The organism is Thermodesulfobium sp. (assembly GCF_053498235.1).
The window spans coordinates 42,720-67,231 of record NZ_JBRCUV010000017.1 but is presented as its reverse complement, the minus strand read 5'-3'; the positions used below and the strand labels follow the sequence as shown (position 1 = coordinate 67,231).

Sequence of the window (24,512 nt, the reverse complement as noted above, 5' to 3'; positions counted from 1 at the left end):
ACCTTGCTCAAATAGGGATAGGCAATATTTACAACGCTAACGTCTAGACTTACCATAAAACTGGCTGCACACATGCATGCTAACAAAATTATTCTTTTTCTCAGAGTAAACATCAGCCTCTTCTGTTTGAGGAATGTAAGATTTTAGCAATTCTATTCATAATTTATTTTAACACGGCTTCATCTAATACCAAAAAAAAGTGCCGGTTCTTTGACACTTTCTATGTCTTATAATTTTTAAAAACCCTAAATACAAGCCATTTTTTAACAATAATTTGTCAAATTTTAATATGATTATAATGCGTAATATTGAGTAATATGTTATAGTAGTGGGGACAGGAGGGATTAAATATGAGGTTGTGCATATCAAGGTCTAAAAATTCTACTTCGCTATACGTAATAAAATCTATATATGAAAATGGAAGTCGTTCTACAAAGGTTGTTGAAAAGCTTGGAACTTATGATGAACTTAAAAAGAAACTTGATAAACAAGATCCTATTGAATGGGCAAAAAGGTATATTGCAGAGCTTAACAAAAAAGAAAAGGAAGAAAAAAAAGAAATTATTGTAAAGTATTCTCCATCTAAGATAATTGATAGGGATATACAGAATTATTTTAATGCTGGTTACCTTTTTCTTCAAAAGATATATTATGAACTTAAGCTTAATAAGCTTTGTGAAGAGATATCTTTGAAATACAAATTTACATTTAACTTAGACTCTGTACTTTCAAGACTTATTTATGCAAGGATTATCTATCCGTCTTCTAAGCTTACAACATTTCAACTCTCCAATAGGTTTATTGAACAACCTGATTTTGAACTTCAACACATATACAGAGCTCTTGAGGTAATTGCTAAGGAGTCTGATTTTATACAGTCTTTTCTTTATAAAAACAGCCTTAAAATTACTAAGAGAAATACAGGGGTGCTCTACTATGATTGTACTAATTATTTCTTTGAAATAGAACAAGAAGAAGGACTAAAACAATATGGAGTTTCAAAAGAACACAAACCAAACCCTATAGTACAGATGGGGCTCTTTATGGATAAAGATGGACTACCTCTTGCTTTTGTTATTAACAAAGGAAATACAAATGAACAATTAACGCTGAGACCTTTAGAGGAAAGGATTCTTTCTGACTTTAACCTATCTAAATTTGTTGTATGTACTGATGCAGGGTTAGCATCAGATAGCAATAGAAAATTTAACACTAAAGGTGAAAGAGCATTTATTACTACACAATCAATTAAAAAGCTAAAGACGCATCTTAAGGAATGGGCTCTTGATCCAAATGGTTGGTCTGTAGTTGGTGAAAAAACAAAATATAACATCGCTGAATTAGATAGATATGATGATGATGATAGAGATAGAAATAAATACAAGGATAAACATAGAGATAAGATTTTTTATAAAGAGCGCTGGATAAAAGAAAAAGGATTAGAGCAAAGGCTTATCGTTACATATTCTATTAAGTATAGAGATTATCAAAGAAGCATAAGAAATTCTCAGATAGAAAGAGCACAGAAGGTAGTTGATTTTAACCCTAAAAAAATAGAAAAGTGCAATCCTAATGACTATAAAAGGTTCATAGAGAAAAAACTGTTAACTGAAGTTGAAGAAAAAGCTGTTAAACATAAAATACACTACAGTATAAATACAGATTTGATTTCAAAAGAATCACAATTTGATGGCTTTTATGCTGTATGCACAAACTTAGAAGACGATGTATCTTCAATTATCGATGTAAACAGAAGAAGATGGGAGATTGAAGAGTGTTTTCGTATTATGAAAAGTGAATTTAAAGCCAGACCAGTATACCTAAGTAGAGATGATAGAATAATAGCTCATTTCACAACCTGTTTTATCTCTTTAGTTATCCATAGGCTCATAGAAAAGAAATTAGAAGGTAAATATACATGCCATGAAATAATTAAAGGATTAAGAGATTTAAACCTATTAAAAGTAAGAGGTGAAGGCTATATACCTGCATATACAAGAACAAGCTTTACAGATTCTATACATAAAGCATTTGGATTTCGTACCGACTATCAAATAGTAAGCAATAGAGAAATGAGAAGAATATTTAAACTTACAAAATCATAAAAATATTACTCACTTTTTAGCAATAATTAAGGTGCTTAAATTTCTTATATTATCAGCGATTATTGAGATTTTTATTTACATGAACTGTCAAAGATGGGATTATTAAGCATAATCATAAAAAATATAAAAGGGCATCAAAAAAGATAAAAACAGCAATGCTTAATGAGCTTTCAGAGATATTACACATGAACAAACAGTATTTGGGTTATCTCTTGAGAAATTCTGGCAAAATAATTAAGAACAAAAATGCAAATGCAACTATAGTAAGTAATCCAACAAGGAATAACCTTTCTTATAGCTAATATAAAGGCTTTGTTATTAAGAATAAGCCCTGCTACAGTAGATAGGTTACCTAAACCTTACAGAAAAAACGATTCTTGCTACGTAGAGAGCAAAAATTGGTCTATGGTAAAGTTTTATGCAGGTTGGAATAGATACGATACAGATGAAGAATAACTATGCATAAATTAGTAAGTTCAGATAGATTTTATTTTGAGGAAAGACGATTGAGTGACAACCAGGTTGGTCTTAATAAAAAGCTTTCACTCACATTCGATTCCATTTCCATAAACATTTCAGTCGGAACGGTAAAAGTAAAAATATTATCGCCAAGATAGTTTCTTATATTTTTTCTTGCAGAGATATCACTTAACCCTACCACAGCCCTCTGAGGCATCGATTCAATTTCTTTATAAGCAAGGATACCTATAGTCTGACAGCCTGCACCCCAGGGAAAAATTACATTTTCAAAAGAATCTCTGCCAAAATTTGCAAGGACAACTAAAGCAGCTAATTCATGTGGATTCGCAGGAAAAACTATGACCTTTGGTTTTTCCAAATTCCAATCTACATCCTGTAATGGCTTGAAAATCACATATTTTGTTGGGACATCCATCATAGGCAATTGATCTAAAAAATTTTTAACCTTTTCAGGTGTCTTGACGTATCTTTCGCCCTCAAGAAAGTCTTCAACAAAGTCTTTCCTTGCCAAATTTTCCAAACGTGCAGCAACTTCTTTGCCTACTTCATAATTTTTATTGCCGTTTGATAAAAAGTATTCAAAACAGGTTTGTCCACCTGGAAAATATTGATACGTGTTTCCAAAACCAAGGCCAACCCCTCCACCCCAACAACCATAAGTTTTTCTATCAAAGGCAGCAGTCTTACCCTTAGCGGCGTTTGCAAATAACCACATTACACAACCCCATCTGCCCTCTTTAAATCTCATTGCGTTTTCAGGCAATTTATCTGACCAAATAACTGCAACAGGGTTAAACTCCATTTTTAAAGCCATTTCTATTTGACTTTTCATGTCAACCCTTCCCTTAAACATTTTTTTAAATATTTAATTACATGCTATAAAATTATTATAAACCATCTTGGCATTGAAGTAATTAAGAAATTTAATAATCAAAGATAATATAAATGATTTCAAATTCATTGCAAGTTAAATATTCTTCTATCATTCAAAACGTTAAAATCATTTCTATACTTTTCTACTAACGAAAGATCTAAATCACAAAAATACAATCCTTCTTTATCGTCACATTCTAAGATAATAGTTCCATAAGGATCAAAAATTAATGAATTACCGGGATATACGTTATTTTTGTCAGAACCAACTCTGTTTACTCCTACAACAAAGCATTGATTTTCGATCGCACGAGCCTTTAAAAGCGCCTTCCAGTGCCCTATCCTATTCTTCGGCCACATAGCACTCACCAAAGTAATCCCTGATTTTATAGAAATACATCTAAAAAGTTCTGGAAATCTCAGGTCATAACAGATTGCAAGACCTATTTTGCCAATGTTTTCCGAATCTACCACTACAGGATTATTGCCCTCAGAAAATATATCACGTTCCCCCATAATCCCTATCAAGTGAATTTTTTTATATCTAGCTATACAACTTCCATTACTAAAATAATAACCACAATTGTACATTTTACCGTTTTCTTTTACGGGTAAGGTGCCGTATATATCTAGATGATATTCCCTTGACATAACCGAAAGGTAGTCAAAATAATATGATAAGTTTTCAATAACCTTTTTAATTGAACTCCTATAATAACCAGAAAGAAATGTTTCAGGAAATACTAATAACTTGAGACCATTTTTCTGAGCTTCTAATACTGCTATTTTAACCTTCTCGAAGTTTTGTTCAAAATCTCTTAAAATATTCATCTGAAAGAGCCCAATTCTCACTTATCCACACATCCCTTTTCCATAAACCAAATAAATAAATCTAGAATACCTGGCGGTTTCCCAAATTCATCCGCAATTTTAAGAAAAATTTTCTCTAAGTTAACATAGATTTTCGCTGTAATTGTTTTTGGTATAGCATCAAGATAACCATATTCCTTCATAACCTTTAATATATGTCTATCTAATATCGCCAAATCAAAAATACCGACATTTCTAAGAAAATGGCTTGCTTCTTTCATACCAAAACCCTTTACTTCCTTCACCAAAATCCTTCTCTTTTCAAAACTACTTTGGTTAGAGGTTATAATACCTTTCAAACTTCCAAGAAGTCTCCTGTTTTCTACAATAAATTTATAGCGTGGGTTCCAAAACCTATATCCCAAGTCCTTTAAACAGGATTTCAGGTTTTCTGGCTCCATATACAAAAAACCTTCTTTAATCTTATTCTGAATTAATATACCGCCCTTAGCAGAATAATTAGCAGTTAAAACACAAAAACAAAGCTCTTCAAAAATCTTCTCCTCAGTGCCGCTTCCAATTTCCTTAAACTGAGAAACTCTTAATTCGACTTCCTTTTCACAAAAAGTCCCTCTTAAGAGGTTTAATTTTTCTAAAAGTTCCAAACTTTTATTTTTTATTTGTGATGTCTTGAAATCTCCCCTAGTTCAAGTAAAAAGCCTTCCTCTTTCATCTTTTCTATAGAACATTCGCTATCCATACCCTGCTCATTGTATTCACAGATTCTGTTTTCAATGTCTACTGTAAGCTTCCCATCACTAATTGCATCGGCATGATACCACCACATAAATATTGGTTTCTTGTTATACTTTGAGAAATATTCCTTACCAACAAAGGATACAATATAGGGAGCTAAAATCAAAAATTTTTTATCAACAGATTTAATTCTTTGGGCTAGATCACCCTCAAAATCAAGTTTATTTTTCCAAAGATATTCCCTGGCCTCAAGGCCTTTATCGAGCTTAATAAGCATATCTTCTTCGTCCATCTTTATAACCTTCTGCCATAAATCAAAGTAATTATACTCCAACTTTACACCTCCGCAATTTTTAGGCAAGATAACTCTCAAACTAAATATCATATTATATTATAATGTTTATATTAACTTTTCTCAAACAAGCAATGTTAAGAGGTGGAAAGATGCTTGATATTAGTTTCACAATAAAGGATAAAACCTTAGAAATTGTACAGGGCGATATTACCTTGAGAAATACTGATGCCATAGTAAATGCAGCAAATAGATATTTGCAGCATGGCGGAGGCGTAGCGCTTGCGATAGTAAGAAGGGGAGGAGAAATTATACAAATTGAAAGCAATATGATAATTAGGAATCAAGGGCCTATCCCTACCGGAAAGGCGGTTTATACTACTGCCGGGAACCTTAAAGCAAAGTACGTTATTCATGTTGCTGGGCCTGATTATAACGAATACGCTCCTGATGCAGCTATGGAACTTTTGAAAATGTCTATAAATTCTTGTTTCGACCTCGCGTTAAAGTTGAGACTAAAGAGTATATCTCTTCCAGCTATTTCCTCTGGAATATACGGATTTCCAAAAGACAAATGCGCAGACATTTTGATTCACGAGGCTTTCAATCATCTAGAGAAAAGGGAATCTTTAAAAAAGGTTGAGTTTGTACTATTTGACGAAATTACTGCAGATATATTTGCAAATACTGCAAAAAAATACTTTGAAGTCTACAAAAACAAGAAATAATTACATGAACAATAATATTCTAAACAGTTTAAAAAACAGCCTATTTTCTGAGTTAATTGTTAAGAACTCAGATTCTGAAATCAACTTTCTGGTTGGAAATTGGAAAACCTTAAGTGGGAGTTACGAGAACAAAATCTCCTCAATAAACAATAAGCTGTTCTATAGGTTTAAGGGTCCAGATGAGATAGAGATTAAAGAAATAATAAACACAGCCAAAGAGGGTTTCTTAGAATTGTCAAAGATAGATTGTTATAAAAGATTTGAAATGCTAATGAAATGTGTAAGTATAATTGAAGATAATTTTGAGCTTTTAGCAAATGCCATAGTAATGGATAGTGCAAAACCTATTAAACTTGCAAGGGGGGAAATTGAGTCAACCATAGAAAGACTTAAATTTTCAGGCGTTGATCTCATGGCTCTAAAAGGAGAATATATAAATTCTGGAATGTATGCTGAGCTTAAAGACAGAAGCGTTATTACCTTTAGAGAACCATATGGGATCTCAGTTCTTTTAAGTCCATTTAATTTCCCCTTTTTCCTCCACGCATCCAAGCTTGCAAGTGCCCTTATAGCTGGAAATTCTACAATATCTATACCCAGCGAACTTACACCCCTTTCAGTTTTGCTCTTAATAAAAATCTTCGAAATTGCAGGATTCCCTAAGAAGGCCCTCACAACAATTGCAACTTCAGAAACCAAAATAAAAGAAATGATAGTAAATAGTCATGAAATAGACTTGGTATCGCTTACCGGTTCAAGCAAAACAGGCGAAAGCGTGATAAGAAATGCTGGCATAAAGAAGCTCCACCTTGAACTTGGTGGGAAAGCCTTTGGATTAGTTTTAAAGGATTCTGATCCAAAACGAGTAGTAGAATGCTGGCTAAATGGAGCTTTAAAAAATGCTGGACAACGATGTGATGCGCTCAATGTAATGTTAATTCCAGAGGAGTTAGAAAATACCTTAATACCATTAACTCTCGAAAAACTAAAAGACATAAAAAGAGTTGATCCTTTTGATTTGAATTGCAATCTAGGACCTCTAATTTCGCTATCAGCATCAAATAAGCTAAAACAGATGATAAAGGAAGCAAAAGACTACAAATGCGAGATAACTTCTTTTGATAAAGTATCAGAAGCCTATTTTCCACCCCACATGATAAAGGTTTTTAACAAAGAAATAAAGTTAATGAAAGAAGAGATATTCGGACCGCTGTTCGTTTATTATATATATAAAGACTTAGATGAGGCTTTAGAAATAATAGGCTCCTGTAAATATGGACTAGATCTTGCGCTATTCGGTTCCAATTTAAATTATATGATTAAGCTATCAAAAAAACTTAAGGCTGGGCAAATACATCTGAATGATTATCCCAGACATGGCACCGGATTCTATCCTGTCGGAGGGGTAAAATCGTCTGGTACTGGTAGTAAGGAGGGCATATTTCACACTGTTCAGGAGATGAGCTACATAAAAGCAATTATAGTGAACGAGTGAAAAACTAATCCTCTTTTTTTTGTGTCGGTTCAAAGTGGCCTGCCTTTTTAAGATAATGTAAGATTACTACCTTTAATACGCCTGTAGCGGGTATTGCCAGGATTAATCCCTCAAAGCCAAAAAGCTGCTCACCTGAAACCAGTGCAAGAATTACAAGAATGGGATGTATTTGAGCCTGTTTACCCATTATCTTTGGGCTTAAGACATAGCTTTCAAACCAATGTATACAAAGTATAACGATTACTACCTCTAAAGAGACAACCCATGATTGTGTAAGTCCAAGTAAAACAGCGGGGAAAGTAGTCGAAAGCGTTCCAAATACGGGTATCACTGAAAGACAACCTGCAAGAACTCCTATCAGGATAGCATATTGAATCTTTAAGATAACAAGAGCTAATGTAGTCAAGGTACCATTAATCAAACATATTAAAAATTGTCCCCTAACAATCCTTTTTAGAACAAAGTCTATATCAGAAGAAAGTTCTATTACTTCTTTTCTTTTATCAGGAGGAAATATTGTTAATAAGCCTTCTTTAATATTTTCAAAATCAATTATCCAGAAAGCGGCAATCATAAAAACAACAAACACACTTACACCTATTCTTATTGATTCAGTGAGAAACGTCTTCAAAACCTTTGCACTCTCATTAAAAGACAAAGAATAAGGATGGGTTTGTATATACTGCTGAGAAAGAAAAATTCCATTGAATGAAGATCTTATATCAATTGGAATAGAAAAGGAGTTCAATAAGTTCTGCAGGTTATTCAGATAAACCTTGATATTTTCAAAATAAACTGGCAGATGTCTTGCTATGCTCTTTAGTTCATTCGAGAGGCCAAAAATAAGAACTATGCCTATGCTTCCCAAAAAGACAAAAATTATAAAGTACGACAAAATAAGGGAGACAACCCTATTTTTTTGAAAGCGGAGTATAAACTTGAAAAGGGGTTCTATTAGATATGCAAGCAAAAGAGAGATAAAAAAAAGCATCAAGATGCCCTTAAAAATCCACAAAACAATTAAAGATAGTATAATAAAAAGCGCTATAATAAAGACTTTTACTCTAGGGTATATCAGATGTTCTTCGAGTTTCACGTTACTTCCTAAGACTCATTGATAAATTTTAAAACTCTTCTTTTAACAATATCCTTACCAAGGGCACATACAATTTCGAATAACCCTGGACCTACTTTCATCCCAGTAATTATAAGCCTAAGAGGATTAACCAGATCTTTAAATGCCTGATTATATGAGGCAACCATCTCTCTAGACTTCTTCTCCAACTCTATATGTGAATTGCATTCATCATTATCAAGAAGCACAAGAAATTTTTCTAAAAGAAATAGGGTAGAATTATTTAACTTTATAGCTTTTACTTCTTCGAAAGATAGTTCTGGCTCAACAAAGAAATACTTTGTACCGCTAACAAGATCTTGCAGGGTCTTTGCCCTTGCCTTGCCGAGATTTATAGCTCTTAAGGTAAAGTTGTCCTTTAAAACTTTTATGCCTTCTTTATCATAAAAAGGCTTAGCGAGGTCAAACAGTTTCGAGTCGTCCATATTTTTAATGTATTGGGAATTCATCCATTCTAATCTCTTTATATCGAACACAGCGGGATTAGAGTTTAACTTTGCAAGGCAAAACATAGATATTAGTTCATCCCTTGAAAAGATATCCTGTCCCTCTTTTGGCGTCCATCCGAGAAGTGACAAAAAATTAAAAAGCGCATCCGATAGATATCCCATTTGTCTATATTCTAGAACGCTTGCAGCACCATGCCTTTTGGAAAGTTTTGCTTTATCTGGACCCAAAAGAAGCGGTATATGAGCAAATTGCGGCAACTCTTTGCCAAAAGCTTTATAAATAATCATCTGTTTAAAGGTATTTGTCAGATGATCGTCTCCTCTTATGACATGGGTAATTTCCATATCTATATCGTCTACTACCACCGCAAAATTATAAGTTGGATAACCGTCAGATTTCATTATAACCATGTCGCCACCAAGACTCTCATTTGAAAATGATACCTCGCCCTTTACCGCATCGCGCAAGAAAGACTTGCCATCAGGGATCTTTATTCTTAAAACCGACTTCAAACCCTTTTCTCTAAGAGATCTCTTTTGATCCTCGTCTAAATCCCTGCACCTGCCGTCATACCTTGGAGGTCTACCCATCTTTACCATCATCTCTCGTCTTTCCTTAAGCTCTTCGGGTGTACAAAAACACTCATAAGCTATTCCCTTTTTAAGAAGCTCATTTGCCTTTTCCCTATATAGATCCAATCTCTTTGACTGATAATATGGCCCCTCATCCCACTCTATCCCCAACCACTTCAAGCTTTCCAAGATATTTTCCTCAAATTCTTTTGACGACCTTTCTGTGTCAGTGTCCTCAATTCTTAAAATAAACTTTCCCCCAAGACGTTTTGCAAAAAGATAATTAAAAAGCGCAGTGTGGGCTCCCCCAATGTGAAGTGCACCTGTAGGAGATGGAGCAAAACGAACCCTTATCATCAAGATCTCCTTTCATTAAAACAATTTTGTTATCTCTTTAGTAAAAATTACATATACTATTATAAGCGATATTGTGAATTTATTAGCAATTCAAAAAATTAAATACTAATTAAAAATTATTTTCGTATAATGTTTAAGCTAAATAGATAATTTTAGGAGGGCACTTTGATAAAGAAAATATTCTCATCGATTGATAACCAAAGAACATTAAACTTTTTAAAACCGAGCTTTATTGCTTTTACCCTAAGAAACAATTTTAGACTCAGCGAAGGTGCATTTGCATTTATTGTCCTATTTTTTCTCACTTTTTATATTATTATTGTGCCCTTTAGTGCTGGGCTTGACCCCTCCTGGCAGTTTGCAATGAACTATGCCTTTGAACACGGCCTAATTTTCGGCAAGGATATAATTTTTACCTATGGCCCGCTAGGTTTTTTAGTAGCTCCTGGTCCAATGTATCTACCACTAATTTTTGCAAATCCAATACTTATAGTAATAAACTCATATATGATATTGTCGTTTATATTCCACGTTAAGCTATGCAGTCAGGAGCGCACAATAAAAAGATACTCAGGCTATCTACTTACTTTTTTATTGATTACTATCATAAATGATCGATACTTTGTAAGGTCTCTTGACTTAAACCTCATATTTACAAGCTTAAACCTTTCTTTTCTTTTTTATCGCACAAGAAAACCAGCATATCTTCTAATGAGCGCACCCATACTGGTGTTTAGCTTTCTATATAAGTTTGGAGCTTTTGCAATGTGTGCAAGTATCTACTTGCCTAGCTACCTCATAATAATCAAGAATCTTAGTTTGAAACTTATGTTTCTTTACATATCTCTTATTATCTTATTTTTCATCCCCCCTTACCTTTACTTCTTTAAGAATTTATCAAACCTTATAAACTTCACGCACGGCTACCTTGAGTTATCATATGGCTATTTTGCGGCGTCATCGGCATATCCTCCTATTCACGAAAATGCCTTCGCTATCGTATTTCTTCCGATCACCTTTCTTGCTTTCTATCTTGTGAAAAATAAAGAGTTTAGAATATTTTTAATCTCATTAATTCCATTTTTCTGGCTTGTTGCGAAGTATTCCTTTTGTATTGAAGGACCTTGGTTTTCAGGTTTTTTTACAACTGTCTTTTTAGGTTTTGCATTTTTTACAATTATTGTCTTAGAAAATGTTGAAATCCTCTCTTTTCTCAAGAAGTTCGCACTCACCTGGTTTATAATGCTCATCTTTTTGATTTCATCAAACTCAATAATGCCAAATTACTATTCAGATCTTCTTTCGAACATATCAAACAGTCTGGATTTTAAGTATTTCAATGTAGCAAATCTCACAGCAATGACAAATAACGTAAAAACTCAAACTTGGAAGAATCTTGAAATAGATATTTTACCTGAGAATATTGCAAAAAAGGTTGCAGGTTTACCTGTAGACATATATCCCTGGGAGTCTTCTGTTATCTTCGCTAACCACCTAAATTGGGATCCCAGACCAGTCTTTCAATCCTACACAGATTATACGCCCTGGCTTGACAGCCAAAACGATGCCTTTCTAAGATCAGATAAAGCTCCAGAATACTATATCTGGCACAGAGTTGGGAACAATCCCCCCTTTCAGAGCTTTAGGGGTGGAATGCTCCTAAATGACGACCCAAAAACCTTACTAGATATTCTAAGAAATTACTCTATGATCGAAAGAGAAAGAAATTTTACCCTACTTAAGAAGGATACGTCCCCATCAATTTCTGGGCCGGTAATTATAGGTCAATCTGAAAATAGCTGGAACAGTTGGATAGATGTGCCCATAATGGGATCTGACAAAGATATCGTGCTTGCAAAGATATACATAAAAAAGAACCTACTTGGCTCAATAAAGCGTATTTTGTACAAAGAAGAACCAATTAGCATAGATTATAAGGATATAAAGGGCAATATTCACACCTTTCGTCTTCTTCCTGACAATGCAATAGAGGGTACCTGGATAAGTCCCTTGCCTGTAAGCATGGAAGAGAAAGCTTACTTTATGAATGCAATACCAATCTCATCTTTCAAGCTAACCACTCAGGATCAGCTACTGTACAACAATAAGATTAAATTAGTTTGGGAAAGGATATATGTATACAACAAAAAACTTATAAAAACAGTTGACTAAGAAGTAAGTTTAATTAAGTTTACGTTTCTATTGCGCGGACCATCTGCCTCTACGAAAAAAATCCCTTGCCACCTACCTAGTTTAAGAGTTCCACCCTCAACAGGAACTAGTACAGATGAACCAATCAGGGTAGAAATAATATGCGCATCAGAATTTCCCTCTAAGTGTCTAAATCGCAGTCCTTCAGGAAGATGTGATCTTAGAAAGCTTTCGATGTCAAGGGCTACATCTGGATCTGCTGCCTCATTTATGGTAATTGCAGCAGTTGTGTGCGGCACATAACAAAGAAGTGCTCCGCTTGATGCACCAAATATCCTCTTTACCGCACTATCTACTAACGAGGTAACATCTATCAGCTCAAGCTTCTTGGAGCTCCTTAGATTTATTAACTCCATCAAAACCTACCACCCCGTACACTCTGAAAAAAGATGTGATTCAAAAAAAGGCCGCTCTTTAGCGGCCTTTTTGAATTTTTACCAGCTAGAACAAGAAGTACCAGTAGCGCCAGATCCAGTACAGGAAATAATACCTGTTGTTGAATCATAGCTAAGGGTATACGTGTAAGTAGCTCCTCCTGCAGCAACAGAAATCGTCGAACCATTAAATGTAATTCCACCTTGAGCCTGTGTAAGACCTTCAACAGTAGTAATATTTGGGGCATATGTTCCATATTGCCCGTAATAGAGAGCGCTAGCACCTCTTAGAGCAGCCAAAGCACCCTTTGCACTGGCATCAGCAGCATTCTTAGTAAGGTTTTGATACATCGGAAATGCAACAGCAGCGAGTATACCAATGATGACAATAACTACCAAAAGCTCAATTAACGTGAAGCCCTTTTTGTTCCTTAAACTCTTTCTAGGTGAACTTAACATAAAAAACCCTCCCATCTGAAATTTACTTTTTACTACTTTTAAAATTATAGGGCAATGGCAAAGGCTTGTCAAAATTATCTAGACTATTTCAACACCTCCTCACAATACTATGATATACCATATATCGGCAAAAAAAGAGAACAAGCTTTTCTTATAATCTATTTAACAATAGCCTGATATAGACTAAATATAGGTAGATACATTGCTATTACTATAAAGCCTACTATGGCACCTATAATTACTATCATAGCAGGTTCTAACATGCTTGAAAGCGCCTTTACCGTAGTCTCAACCTCGTCATCATAATAGTCTGCAGCTTTGTCTAGCATTTCATCCAAATGTCCGGTTTCTTCCCCTATGGCTATCATCTCAACCAATACAATAGGAAATTTATCAGTTTTTTTCATAGAATCAGATATCGTCTGACCTCTTTTGACAGCATCGTGTATAAACTTTATGCCCTTCTTTAATACTACGCTTGATAACACGTCCTCTAATATCTCAAGGGATGTAAGAATTGGAACGCCGCTTCTCGTCATTGAGCCAAATGTCCTTGCAAACCTTGAACACTCAATCTTCATATAAAGAGGGCCAAATATAGGCAACCTGAATATAAATAGATCAAACATTTCTCTTCCTACCGGATTCTTTAAAAATCTACCAAACAAGAATACACTTACTAGAAGAAGCAAAACTATTGCAATAAAGTTGTTTATCAGAAAATGGCTTGCATTTACAACTATCAAAGTCATAAGCGGTAGCTTTGCGCCCATACCTGTTAGAAAACCCGCAAACATAGGCACTATGAACATTAACAAAAAGGCACTCAGAGCAAGCGCGATGGTTAAGACAAATATAGGGTAGCTTACTGCCTGCTTTACTTGATTTCTAAGTGCCATCTCCTTTTCAAGGTAGGTAGCAATTCTCGCAAGTATTACGTCAAGAGTACCAGACGCCTCCCCAGCTCTTACCAGGCTGGTATAGAGCTTGTTAAAAACGTTGCTATGTCTCTCAAGCGCCCTTGCAAGGCTCTCTCCTCCTTCTACCCTTTTTAAAACATCATCAATAATATCCTTAAATGCCTTTTTTTTGGTTTGCGACTTCAAGGTGTTTAAGGTTCTTGCTATTGGAACACCTGCTGCGATAAGTGTGGCAAATTGCCTTGAAAATATCGCAAGCTCCTTCTGACTAACCCTATTAAATAAAGAAAAAGAAACTGTTGCCTTCTTGTCTTCTTTTTTAGCCGATAAAGCCTGAGCTTGATCCTTTATCTCTCTTATCTCTACAACGAGAAAGCCCTTGTTTCTAAGGTCATTCTTTAAAACTTGAAGAGATACAGCATCGGTATTTCCTGTAACAAGCTTACCTTGCAGATCTCTTGCTCTATAAAAAAAGTTTGGCATTATAATCTCCCAACAAGACGCATAAATTCTTCCTTGTTCACGGCTACAGTAAAGGCATCTTCAAAGGATACCTTCCCGCGTAATACTAGATCTTTCAAGGAAGAATCCAATTGCTGCATACCGTATCTGCCTGAAGTCTGTATTACAGAATAAAGTTGAGAGGTCTTACCCTCCCTTATAAGATTTCTCACGGCTGGAGTAGCGATCATCACTTCAACTGCTACTATCCTTCCACCACCAATTTTTGGCAAGAGCGCTTGAGACACTACCCCTTGTAATGCTGTGGACAGCTGGGTTCTTATTTGCTGCTGCTGATTTGTGGGAAATACGTCTATAATTCTATCTACGGTCTGTGGGGCATCATTTGTGTGTAGCGTAGAAAACACAAGATGTCCAGTCTCGGCTGCAGTTATAGCTGCAGATATTGTCTCTAAATCTCTCATCTCGCCTACCAATATCACATCTGGATCTTCTCTCAAAGACGCCCTGACAGCGCGCGCAAAAGATTTTGTGTCGTTTCCAACCTCTCTTTGGTCTACAATAGACTTTTTATGTGAGTGAAGGTATTCTATAGGGTCTTCAATAGTTATAATATGACATTCTCTTGTTTTATTTATTATATTCACAAGAGAGGCAAGTGTGGTGGATTTTCCGGATCCCGTAGGACCTGTTACTAGCACTAGGCCTCTTACCAATTTCGCAAATTCAGCAATAACAGGAGGCAATCCCAAAGACTCCAAACTTGGGATCTCCCAAGGGATCAACCTCAAGGCTGCACCCCAAACCCCTCTTTGTCTGAAAACATTTACCCTAAATCTACCTACTCCTGATATACCATAAGAAAAATCAATGTCTAGTTCCTCTTCTATCTTTTTCTTCTGTAAATCTGATAGCATTGAAAATATAAGCTCAAATGAAATCTTTGGCGTTATATTTCCATATTCTTCAAGCCTTACCAACTTCCCTTCTTTTCTTATTACGGGGGGTATTCCTACAGAAATGTGAATATCACTAGCGTTCATTTTAACAGCCTTTTCAAGAAGTTCTGTTATCTCCATATTGCCTCCTAATCTTCAGTAAATATCTTCTTTACAATCTCCTGGGGTGTAGTAATACCCTTAAATATAAGGTCTACTCCATTTTCTCTCATTGTTCTCATTCCTCCCTTAATTGCAGCACTCTTTATCTCTTTCGAAGGAGCCCTGGACATAACAAGGGACCTGACCTCATCGTTTACAACAAGTAGTTCTGGCACAACGATCCTGCCCTTATATCCCGTTCCAAAACACGCACTACAACCTGTACCTTCAAAATACGTAATCTCTCCAACAGGCCCAAAGCCAAAACCTCCAGGAGATATTCCTAAAGCTATCTTCAAATCGTCAGGCATCGGAACCTCCCTTACACAATCAGGACAGACCTTTCTAACGAGTCTCTGCGCCAATACACAAAGAGTACTAGAAGCAAGTAAAAACGGTTCGACATCCATGTCCATAAGCCTAGGAAAGGCACTAGCTGCGTCATTTGTGTGAAGCGTGCTTAAAACTAGATGCCCTGTCATTGCAGCTCTGACAGCTATTTCGGCTGTTTCGCTGTCACGAATCTCTCCAACCATAATAATATCAGGATCCTGTCTCAAAAAAGATCTTAAAAGAGATGCGAAGGTAAGTTTTATCTGTGGATTTACTTGACATTGAGTTATGCCTGGAATATAAAACTCCACCGGGTCTTCAGCAGTCAATATATTAACGTCTTCTCTATTAAGAAGACTAAGAGCAGAATAAAGCGTTGTAGATTTTCCCGAACCCGTAGGACCTGTTACAAATATTATGCCATAAGGTTTTTGTAATATTGACTTAAAGGTCCTCAATTCTCTTTCGGGGAATCCTAAAAGCTCCAAATCCATTGCTACAGCCTTTTTATCAAATATTCTCAGAACCGCCTTTTCACCTTGAGTACATGGCATAATAGATACCCTCATATCTATGTCTTTGTTCGCAACGTTTAGATGCATCCTACCATCCTGAGGTCTTCTTCTTTCAGATATATCTAGAGATGAGAGTATCTTTATTCTTGAGACTATGGCAGGACCAATTGATTTTGGAAATTCAGAAATCTTCAAAAGCGATCCGTCAATTCTATATCTTAAGACTATTTTGTCTTCATAAGGTTCTATATGGACGTCTGACGCCCTTTTAAGAACCGCTTCCTCCACGATCGAATCTACTAACTCTACCACTGAATCGTCTTCGGTATAAACAAACGCCTCTTTTTGGCTTTGATAATCAGTATATGTAGGTGAATCTTCAGCCTCCTTACCAAAGGGTGTCTCTTCCCTCTTTTTAAAAGTTATTTCACCAGAAATATATCTTGCAAAATCACTTGCTAGTATCATAACAGGTTCAACCTGCTTTTTTGTAATTAAGCGAATGTCATCAACTGTAGATAAATCTTGTGGATTCACCATACCAAGCAGAAGGGTCTCCCCTTTTAAAGCAAGGGGCAATACTCTTCTTTGTTTTATAAAATCAGATGATAAAATCTGAAGAGCCTTCTCATCTAACGGCACTTCTTGAATTCTTTTTATCTTAAAGCCGTAAATATCTTCAAGAGCACTAACTATCTCCCTCGTTAAAAGCCCCTTTGATTCAAGGATATCAAGCAAAGACATATCCGAATTTTCTAGTTCGTACAAAACTTCTTTTACAACTTCCTCGCTTAAATGGCCGCCATCAAAAAGCTTAGCCACTATCCTTGCTTCTCTCGGTCTTTTTATGCTCTCTACTGTCAAGCCCACCACCACTTTAAAATTTATCTATAACATATATTATCATATTCTCTAAACTTAGAATCAAACAACAATCAAATCTCTTATTTTGTTGTAAAAATTATATAATACTATTTTATAAAATACTAGTGGAGGTAATATGAAGGATTTATTAATAGAAAACGCATCTATAGTTGATGTAAATTCTGGAAGCATTCTAGAAGGATCAAACATACTTATATCCAATAACATTATCACAGGAATTAATGTTAAAAAAGAGTGCCCCCAAAAAATAAATTTAAATGGTCAGCTAGTTATGCCTGGATTAATAAACGCCCATACTCACGCTGCAATGACTCTTCTAAGAAGTTATTCAGATGACCTACCTTTGATGGATTGGCTTACTAAACACATATGGCCTAAAGAGGCACAAATTATTAATCCTGAAACAGTATATATAGGAACTCTTATTGCTTGTTATGAGATGGCAAAAAACGGAATCACTACGTTTGTTGATATGTATTTTTACGAAGATATGGCAGCAAGAGCAGCAGAAGAAATAGGCCTAAGGGCTCTAATTGGTGAAGGGGTTTTAAGCATTCCCACACCTCATGCAAAGGGGAAGTTGCAAGGTATAGAAAATACAAAAAAATTAATAAAAAGGTACAAAGATAACGAACTTATATCACCTATTGTAGCGCCACATGCGCCTTATACCTGTTCTGACGATTTATTGAAAGAACTTGCTTGTATTGCCATAAGAGAAGATGTCCCCTTACACATTCATCTTTCAGAATCTGAAAAGGAATTTCTAGATATGAAAAAAGAAAAAAAACTCACCCCGACTGAATATCTTGAGTCATTGGGAATATTTGAAGCTAAAGTTCTCGCTGCACACGCAAATTATTTAACTGATTCAGATATATCAATATTAAAAAGACACAACGTGGGAATAGCTCATTGTCCAGAGAGCAATGCAAAGTTAGCAAGTGGTATATGCCCTCTTATAAAATTGTTTGATTCAGGTATAAACGTATCTCTTGGTACAGACGGAGCTGCCAGCAACAACAACCTTGATATCCTTGGAGAAATGGATTTCGCACTAAAACTCCAAAAGATCTCAAACAAAAATCCACAAGCTCTAAAGGCAATTAATGCACTTCAAATGGCAACTTCTATGGGTGCAAGAGCAATATTTAAGGAGGATATTGGCAGCATCGATGTAGGAAAAAAGGCTGATTTTCTCGTAATAGATAGAGAAAACCCATCCCTTCTTCCTGGTCACAACATAGCAGCCGATCTAGTTTACAGTGCTACTCCAGATTGCATTTTAAGCGTTTGCGTCAACGGAAAGTGGATAATAAAAGACAAAGAACCACAATTTGATAAAGACAAAATAATAAAACTGGCAAAAGATATTATGAAGAGGTATTTTTCCTAAAAAACTCCTTAAATACAAATATGGCTACACTTGTAGGATAATAATCTTCTAAATCTCGTAAAAAAGTCTTTGCATCTTTGTACTGGTGCATTCTAATGTTATATCTTATAAGAGTCACCAATGCCACTATAGATTTCGGATCTGTTTCGTATAACAATTTTGCATATTTAAAAGAATCCTTACAGTCTTCAAATGAACATGAGATATCAAGCAGCCCAATTAATGGTTGTTCATAAAAGGGGTGTAATTGCAAAGACTTTAAAAAATATTCCTTTGCCTTAGGATAATTTCCCTTTAAGTTGCTTGCTTCTCCAAGATAATAATAAAGAATAGGGTCATTTGGAAACAAACTAAGACCTAAGAGGGAGGTTTTCTCTATAGAATTTGCCATCTCCTCTCTTAAGTTGCTATCTGACTTTGGCAAGCTATTGGCAATTAAAAGATATTTGTCATCAAGGCTAAAATAAGAATAATAATCATACGGGTAAAAAGATAAGGCACTAGTACCATTCACAACCTTTTTAAAATTATTGTGTATTTTAAAAATTTCATTGTCAATATTATAGTAAATTCCCATATATGAAAATATGAGAAGACATATTGTTGAAATAACTAAAGGAAAAACCCTTAGCCTTATTTCACCTCTTTTGAATGGCAATTTTGCTAGTCCGAGAGCAAGAAAGAGAAAAAACAAAAGCGAAATGCTTAAAACAAAAAAATTAAAGAAAAGATAGAAAGTGATGGCAAAAAGTCCAAATAATGGAATAAGATTCAATTTATTTTCAAGAAAAGAAAGGTAATTTCCATAAAAAGACATGATTAGCAAGATAACAAAAGAAATAAACAGTGGCAAGCCACCAAGAGCCAAAAACTCAAGAAATTCGTTGTGAGATACGTCTATAAAGACCATGCTTGCACTACTCCAATGAAAAACAACGTTTGATGTATCAAAAAACTTTGATGCAATAGGGTAATAATTTGAAAGCCCGTAGCCCGTAAAAGGTCTTCTTAAAAACATCTCAAACGATGCTTTCCACATTATAAACCTTTCTGAAAGTGACTCATCTCCTACGTGACCAACTCGTCTACTAAATCCCCTAACGTACCAATCAGGATTTATATAAGGTGTTGCAAAAAACAAAACTATTGAAACTAAAATTCCGACTAATAAAAGCGAGCTCACCTTTTTTGAAGTCAGTATATCCCTTTTTAAAATAAACAGAAGTGACAAAAAAAGAACAAAAAAACCAAATATATTAGCCCTTGAATATGTTAAAAGAAGCTCAAAAAAAGAAAATACAAAAATTATGCAGAAAAGAGGAATAAATTTTTTGTACGTGTAAATAAAACAAATAGCAGACAACGCAATAACCGACAAAAATACGGCATAATCATTCGGTTGGCCAAAAAAAGAAGTAAGTCTACCCGGATAACCCTCAAGGTTTAGAAAATCGAAGTTAGCGTATTCAAATAAACCGTATACAAGGGGAATTACAGAAGATATTATAACGCTTAGATATATACGAAATAAATCCTTTTCTTTAAACTTGTGTTGAATAATTAGCCAAACAAAACATAAAAAAATTAGATAAAAGAGAAATCCTGTAAGCCTCGCGCTCTGACCGAGAATAGCATAAACTTTCGATGGAGCAACGTAAACCGAAAGTAGAAGAGAAAGTATAAAAAAGATTATTGCAAAGAATACATACTTAGATATGCCATTATTGTTTCTAAGAGAATATAACGAAAAGAAAAAACAAAAAACAGAAACTAGAATTAACTTTGGTAAAGAAAAAGCTTGAGTTATATTCCAAGGATAAAAAATCAATATAGGGTAAACAAATATCAAAAAAGAAAGTAAAAAAACTACGGGTTCTTTTAAGATTTTATTAATTTTAGAAAAACAATTATAAGTACTCGACGTCGTCTTCCTCGAGGTATTCGCCCTGCCAGATTTCTAATATCTGAGCGCTTATCTTACCAGGATTTGATATCTTGTGAGGAGTGGATTTTGGTATCAGGATACTATCTCCCGTGTGATAAAAAGCTTTTTTCCCATCTTTTTCTACTTCTATGGCGCCAGAAAGTATTATCCAGTTTTCTGATCTGTGATGGTGCATCTGAAGGAGTATTTCCTTTTTTGGAAGAAGAAGCACTTGATAAATCAAAAAGTTATCTCCCCTACTTACGAGAGTTTTTTGTCCCCAAAATCTATAAACCGTTTTGTGAATTTTACTTTCTTCTCTACCCTGTTCTTTAAGGGCATCAAAGGCGTCCTTTACGTATTGAGAACTACCTCTCTTACAAACCAAAATAGCATCATCAGCATCTACAACTATTAGATTATCTAAATCAATTCCCACCAAAAGCTTGCCAGTGCTATACATGAATGAATTTCTACAATGAATTGGCAGCACATCACCTGTAATAACATTTCCATCTTTACTCTTTTTGGCAACATCATAAAGAGAATCCCAGCTTCCCAGATCGCTCCATTCAAAACTAGATGGAATAACTGCACCTAATTTAGATCGTTCCATTACTGCCTTGTCAACAGGTAGAGATGGTAACGAAGAATAAATCTTTTCTGGATCTCTCTCAAGTTTATCTTCAAATAAGCTTCTTACTTTCTCATAAGTTTCGAAATCAAGCCTTTTTACTTCAGAAATAAATACCTCAGGCTTAAACATAAACATCCCAGAATTCCAAAGGTAGTTTTCATCTTTAATATATAAATTAGCTCTTTCCAAAGACGGTTTTTCTTCAAATTTTAAAATTTTAAATCCATTAGAATCTTCAATCTTATCTCCCTTCAAGATATATCCAAAACCAGTAGAAGCAAATGATGGCTTTATACCAAAAGTTACTATATAACCTCTCTCAGCTAATTTTTCGGCATCCCTTGCAACTTTATAAAAAAGTTCTTCATTTGAGATCATATGATCAGCAGGAACAACTAAAATGGGCTCTTTAACGCCTTTTTTATCAAAATATAAAGTTAAATACAAACACGCAGCATATGTGTTTCTAGGATAAGGTTCAAGCAAAATGTTGTATTTTACTTTAGAATCCCCGTTGGATAATTGCCACTCTAAATCTTCTTTATGCGCCTCAATTCCAACAATCAAAATATAATCATCGCATAATGGCAACAATCTATCTATAGTGTTTTGTAACAAAGACTTGTCACCGGTAAGAGAAATAAGTTGCTTTGGATATCTCTCTCTACTTAATGGCCAAAGCCTACTCCCTACACCGCCAGCAAGCACAGCAACCTTCATTTCTTCACTCTCCCCAGAAAAATTTTATTATATGGTGAAAATCATTTTCAACATTATAATTCAAAAAGTCGCTATGCTTTTCAACATTCATATAATATAAAGTTTCTTTTCTACCAACATCTATTACGTTAAAAAGCCACTTAATAGAAAGTGCAGCGCAATCATAACCATTCACAAACGAGGTACCCCCTATCAATACGATAAAACCTTTTCTGACGTTCTTATCAAAGTATTCGTTAAATTTATTTTTTTTTGCCCAAAATGGCTGGCATCTATCTATTGCAGACTTTAATATCGAAGTTACACCGCCGAAGAATACAGGAGAAAAGAATAAGAAATATTTATGAGCCTCAATCTTTTCATAGACATCTTGCATATCATCTTTAATTACACATAAACCATTTGATGAACACCTTTCACAGCCCCTGCAGGGGGAAATATTCATTTCTCTGAGAACGAACTTTACAACATCTCTTCTTTCTAAACATGCTGTAAATCTATCTATCAGAAAATCAGTATTTCCCCCTGGCTTTGGGCTACCGTTAAAAATTACCAAACTTTCATTTGTCAATATAGCTTCTAGCCCCTAAATACCTCTCAGCATAATATGATTCATTCAAAGAATCTATCATTATTCCACCATGATATGCTGCGTGAATAAACCGGTCATCCCCAATATAGATGCCCACATGACTTGGACCACTTTCGTAGGTTTGAAAGAAAACTAGATCCCCGGGCTTAAGCTCAGAAGTTGAAATCTTAACTCCATCATAATACTGGGAATCTGCATCTCTCGGAATACTTATGCCGTTAACCTTATAAACATACTGCACAAACCCAGAACAATCAAACCCAGCAGGTGTGGTGCCACCCCATCTATAAGATACCCCTTTTAGATGAAGTGCCGTTCTCACAATTTCTTGTCTTAAATCCTGATTGCTTGCATAAGCATTCGGTGCAAACAAAACAAAAGTCAGAAGAAAAATTGCCACTAAACAATAGAAAAAATCCCTACCCTTCAAACATTCTTTCCTCCTTTCTTTGTCTAAAAAACACAGGCAAAGGAAGAAATCCCCTGCGCTCTCCCCTTATTCTTTATCCAGAAAATGCCTTTACGCTACTATAAACTTACATGTTGTTTGCAAAATTATATGCGTTTTCAGCGTCGGACTTCGCGCCAATCGACTTGAAGCCGTCGCCCGCCTTAATCATGTCCTCCTTGTTGCCTTCGCTGAGCGCAACGGAAAAGGCATAGTTATACGCAGTCCAAGCATCAGCCTTTGAACCTACGCTCTTGAAGCCGTCGCCCGCCTTAATCGCCCCAGATGCAGACCTAAATTTCATAGCAAGCCCAAATGCATAGTTGTAAGCGTTCCAAGCATCTTCTTTGTCTCCTAAACTTCTAAAGCCGTCGCCCGCCAATACACAACCATCCAATGACCTTTGCATCTTAGCAAAAGCAAAAGCAATAGTGTAGGCTTTCTTTGCGTCAGAATCATTGCCCAACTTTCTAAATCCATCCCCTACTTTTACTAATGCTTGAACGTTCCTCTGTGAAATTGCTAGACCCATTGCATAAGTAAAAGCATTCCAAGCATTTTCTGTGTCTCCTGCCTCAAGAAAACTATTAGCTGCAGAAAGAGTTTTCTCGATGTTTCGCTGAATCATAGCAGCCCCAAAGGATGTCCCTAGATCTGAAGAAGTAGTTTCGCTCGAAGATGACTGTGTAGAAGAAAAGATATAAGATCCCGAAGCCGATGGCATTATAATACTATTGACCCCTTGGGCACTGTTTTGTTGCTGAGACGTTTCTTTAGAAATAATAGAATTTCCTGCGCCAGCTAGGCTCTTTGCACCGGCATTAACTGGAAAAAAGAATAAAAGGACAGTTAAAAAAGCTGCCATTTTGGTGCAAATTTTCATTAAATTACCCCCTTTCAAGCGGGCGAAATTAAATTTTAAGTTTTAAAAAGTTTTAAAAATAATCGAAGTTAGTATAACATATTTTTTAAAAAAATAACATATTTTTAAAGGAGATGCAAATTGACAAATGATCCAATAAATATGCTATATTTTTTATCACTTTTATCCTATAATGCAGGGGAAATGCCAGTAGGAGCTCTAATATATAAAGATGGTCTTATTTTATCAACATCTCAAAATTATTGCGAGAGGGAAAGATCCCCCATTGAGCACGCTGAGATGTTAGCTATAAAGATTGCAATTCAAAGATACAGTAAATGGTATATCCAAGGAGCTACAATTTATTGTTCTCTCGAACCTTGTCTAATGTGTGCAGGAGCAATAATAGAAAGCAAAATAAAAAACGTTATATATTGTGTTAGTTCGAGAAGCTCTACAAGAGAGATACTTGAGTCGAATGGCATTTTCTGTAGAGAAATATACGATAAGAGATTTAAAGATTTAATAGAAAGATTTTTTCGGGAGATAAGGAACAAAAAACGATCTATATAAATTTAAATTCTTACAATATAGTTTTAATTTAAGCAAAACAAATATTGA

General features: G+C 35.2%; 24 protein-coding genes. 8 read left to right on the top strand and 16 right to left on the bottom strand.

The annotated features are described in order from the left end of the window. The first annotated feature begins 350 nt into the window (after window positions 1-350). The 3 genes from ACWIUX_RS02140 (at window position 351) to ACWIUX_RS02130 (ending at window position 2,561) form a co-directional block, all read left to right on the top strand. Window positions 351-2,105: an IS1634 family transposase gene (locus ACWIUX_RS02140; RefSeq protein WP_448589076.1), complete on the top strand. Its 1,755-nt coding sequence runs from the start codon at window positions 351-353 to the stop codon at window positions 2,103-2,105. 155 nt (window positions 2,106-2,260) lie between these two features. Beyond that, window positions 2,261-2,407 (top strand): hypothetical protein, encoded by a 147-nt coding sequence (locus tag ACWIUX_RS02135; protein ID WP_448589075.1) that lies wholly within the window; start codon window positions 2,261-2,263, stop codon window positions 2,405-2,407. Between the two features lie 10 nt (window positions 2,408-2,417). Next, on the top strand, window positions 2,418-2,561 hold the full coding sequence (locus ACWIUX_RS02130; protein WP_448589074.1) for a hypothetical protein: 144 nt from the start codon (window positions 2,418-2,420) through the stop codon (window positions 2,559-2,561). 31 nt (window positions 2,562-2,592) lie between these two features. On the opposite strand, the gene ACWIUX_RS02125 is transcribed toward ACWIUX_RS02130, so the two are convergent. The 4 genes from ACWIUX_RS02125 to ACWIUX_RS02110 form a co-directional block, all read right to left on the bottom strand. Next, the gene (locus ACWIUX_RS02125; protein WP_448589073.1) at window positions 2,593-3,417 is read right to left on the bottom strand and encodes a DUF169 domain-containing protein; all 825 of its coding nucleotides are present in this window, start codon (window positions 3,415-3,417) and stop codon (window positions 2,593-2,595) included. 125 nt (window positions 3,418-3,542) lie between these two features. Continuing rightward, window positions 3,543-4,310: a nitrilase-related carbon-nitrogen hydrolase gene (locus ACWIUX_RS02120; RefSeq protein WP_448589072.1), complete on the bottom strand. Its 768-nt coding sequence runs from the start codon at window positions 4,308-4,310 to the stop codon at window positions 3,543-3,545. Then, window positions 4,307-4,933 (bottom strand): N-glycosylase/DNA lyase, encoded by a 627-nt coding sequence (locus ACWIUX_RS02115; protein ID WP_448589071.1) that lies wholly within the window; start codon window positions 4,931-4,933, stop codon window positions 4,307-4,309. Before ACWIUX_RS02115 ends, ACWIUX_RS02120 begins: the two co-directional genes overlap by 4 nt. An 11-nt stretch (window positions 4,934-4,944) precedes the next feature. Next, on the bottom strand, window positions 4,945-5,358 hold the full coding sequence (locus ACWIUX_RS02110) for a hypothetical protein (protein ID WP_448589070.1): 414 nt from the start codon (window positions 5,356-5,358) through the stop codon (window positions 4,945-4,947). A 110-nt stretch (window positions 5,359-5,468) separates the two neighbouring features. On the opposite strand from ACWIUX_RS02110, the gene ACWIUX_RS02105 reads away from it, so the two are divergent. Both ACWIUX_RS02105 and ACWIUX_RS02100 read left to right on the top strand, forming a co-directional pair. Beyond that, window positions 5,469-6,044 carry a macro domain-containing protein gene (locus ACWIUX_RS02105; protein ID WP_448589069.1) on the top strand — a complete coding sequence of 192 codons (576 nt, stop codon included), beginning with the start codon at window positions 5,469-5,471 and terminating at the stop codon, window positions 6,042-6,044. 4 nt (window positions 6,045-6,048) lie between these two features. Further along, the gene (locus ACWIUX_RS02100) at window positions 6,049-7,539 is read left to right on the top strand and encodes an aldehyde dehydrogenase family protein (RefSeq protein WP_448589068.1); all 1,491 of its coding nucleotides are present in this window, start codon (window positions 6,049-6,051) and stop codon (window positions 7,537-7,539) included. A gap of 4 nt (window positions 7,540-7,543) precedes the next feature. Here the strand turns inward: ACWIUX_RS02100 and ACWIUX_RS02095 are convergent, their stop codons facing one another. Together ACWIUX_RS02095 and gltX are read right to left on the bottom strand one after the other, a co-directional pair. Next, the gene (locus ACWIUX_RS02095; RefSeq protein WP_448589067.1) at window positions 7,544-8,635 is read right to left on the bottom strand and encodes an AI-2E family transporter; all 1,092 of its coding nucleotides are present in this window, start codon (window positions 8,633-8,635) and stop codon (window positions 7,544-7,546) included. Window positions 8,636-8,643: 8 nt separating this feature from the next. Next, entirely contained in the window at window positions 8,644-10,053 is a 1,410-nt protein-coding gene (gene gltX, locus ACWIUX_RS02090) for a glutamate--tRNA ligase (protein WP_448589066.1), read from the bottom strand. Between the two features lie 165 nt (window positions 10,054-10,218). Between gltX and ACWIUX_RS02085 the strand changes: the two genes are divergently transcribed. After that, window positions 10,219-12,225: a hypothetical protein gene (locus ACWIUX_RS02085; protein WP_448589065.1), complete on the top strand. Its 2,007-nt coding sequence runs from the start codon at window positions 10,219-10,221 to the stop codon at window positions 12,223-12,225. On the opposite strand, the gene ACWIUX_RS02080 is transcribed toward ACWIUX_RS02085, so the two are convergent. From ACWIUX_RS02080 to ACWIUX_RS02060, 5 genes are all read right to left on the bottom strand, one after another. Continuing rightward, complete coding sequence (locus tag ACWIUX_RS02080) at window positions 12,222-12,620, bottom strand: secondary thiamine-phosphate synthase enzyme YjbQ (RefSeq protein WP_448589079.1); 399 nt, start codon at window positions 12,618-12,620, stop codon at window positions 12,222-12,224. The genes ACWIUX_RS02085 and ACWIUX_RS02080 overlap by 4 nt on opposite strands. Before the next feature lie 78 nt (window positions 12,621-12,698). Beyond that, entirely contained in the window at window positions 12,699-13,097 is a 399-nt protein-coding gene (locus ACWIUX_RS02075; protein ID WP_448589064.1) for a type IV pilin protein, read from the bottom strand. 158 nt (window positions 13,098-13,255) lie between these two features. Continuing rightward, window positions 13,256-14,500 carry a type II secretion system F family protein gene (locus tag ACWIUX_RS02070; protein ID WP_448589063.1) on the bottom strand — a complete coding sequence of 415 codons (1,245 nt, stop codon included), beginning with the start codon at window positions 14,498-14,500 and terminating at the stop codon, window positions 13,256-13,258. Beyond that, window positions 14,500-15,558: a type IV pilus twitching motility protein PilT gene (locus ACWIUX_RS02065; protein WP_448589062.1), complete on the bottom strand. Its 1,059-nt coding sequence runs from the start codon at window positions 15,556-15,558 to the stop codon at window positions 14,500-14,502. Before ACWIUX_RS02065 ends, ACWIUX_RS02070 begins: the two co-directional genes overlap by 1 nt. An 8-nt stretch (window positions 15,559-15,566) precedes the next feature. Continuing rightward, complete coding sequence (locus ACWIUX_RS02060; protein ID WP_448589061.1) at window positions 15,567-17,291, bottom strand: GspE/PulE family protein; 1,725 nt, start codon at window positions 17,289-17,291, stop codon at window positions 15,567-15,569. Between the two features lie 136 nt (window positions 17,292-17,427). Between ACWIUX_RS02060 and ACWIUX_RS02055 the strand changes: the two genes are divergently transcribed. Beyond that, entirely contained in the window at window positions 17,428-18,708 is a 1,281-nt protein-coding gene (locus tag ACWIUX_RS02055; protein ID WP_448589060.1) for an amidohydrolase, read from the top strand. Here the strand turns inward: ACWIUX_RS02055 and ACWIUX_RS02050 are convergent. From ACWIUX_RS02050 to ACWIUX_RS02030, 5 genes are all read right to left on the bottom strand, one after another. Further along, window positions 18,686-20,536, bottom strand: a complete 1,851-nt coding sequence (locus ACWIUX_RS02050; RefSeq protein WP_448589059.1) for an O-antigen ligase family protein — start codon at window positions 20,534-20,536, stop codon at window positions 18,686-18,688. The genes ACWIUX_RS02055 and ACWIUX_RS02050 overlap by 23 nt on opposite strands. A 79-nt stretch (window positions 20,537-20,615) precedes the next feature. Beyond that, on the bottom strand, window positions 20,616-21,989 hold the full coding sequence (locus tag ACWIUX_RS02045; RefSeq protein ID WP_448589058.1) for a mannose-1-phosphate guanylyltransferase/mannose-6-phosphate isomerase: 1,374 nt from the start codon (window positions 21,987-21,989) through the stop codon (window positions 20,616-20,618). A 4-nt stretch (window positions 21,990-21,993) separates the two neighbouring features. Further along, entirely contained in the window at window positions 21,994-22,560 is a 567-nt protein-coding gene (locus ACWIUX_RS02040) for a flavodoxin family protein (RefSeq protein WP_448589057.1), read from the bottom strand. Then, window positions 22,550-23,011 (bottom strand): C40 family peptidase, encoded by a 462-nt coding sequence (locus tag ACWIUX_RS02035; protein WP_448589056.1) that lies wholly within the window; start codon window positions 23,009-23,011, stop codon window positions 22,550-22,552. The genes ACWIUX_RS02040 and ACWIUX_RS02035 overlap by 11 nt, the downstream gene beginning before the upstream one ends. Window positions 23,012-23,117: 106 nt before the next feature. After that, window positions 23,118-23,912, bottom strand: coding sequence for a hypothetical protein (locus ACWIUX_RS02030; RefSeq protein ID WP_448589055.1), 795 nt, complete (start codon window positions 23,910-23,912; stop codon window positions 23,118-23,120). A 120-nt stretch (window positions 23,913-24,032) separates the two neighbouring features. Here ACWIUX_RS02030 and ACWIUX_RS02025 point away from each other — a divergent pair, with 120 nt between their 5' ends. Further along, window positions 24,033-24,464 (top strand): nucleoside deaminase, encoded by a 432-nt coding sequence (locus tag ACWIUX_RS02025; protein ID WP_448589054.1) that lies wholly within the window; start codon window positions 24,033-24,035, stop codon window positions 24,462-24,464. The last annotated feature ends 48 nt before the right edge of the window (window positions 24,465-24,512 follow it).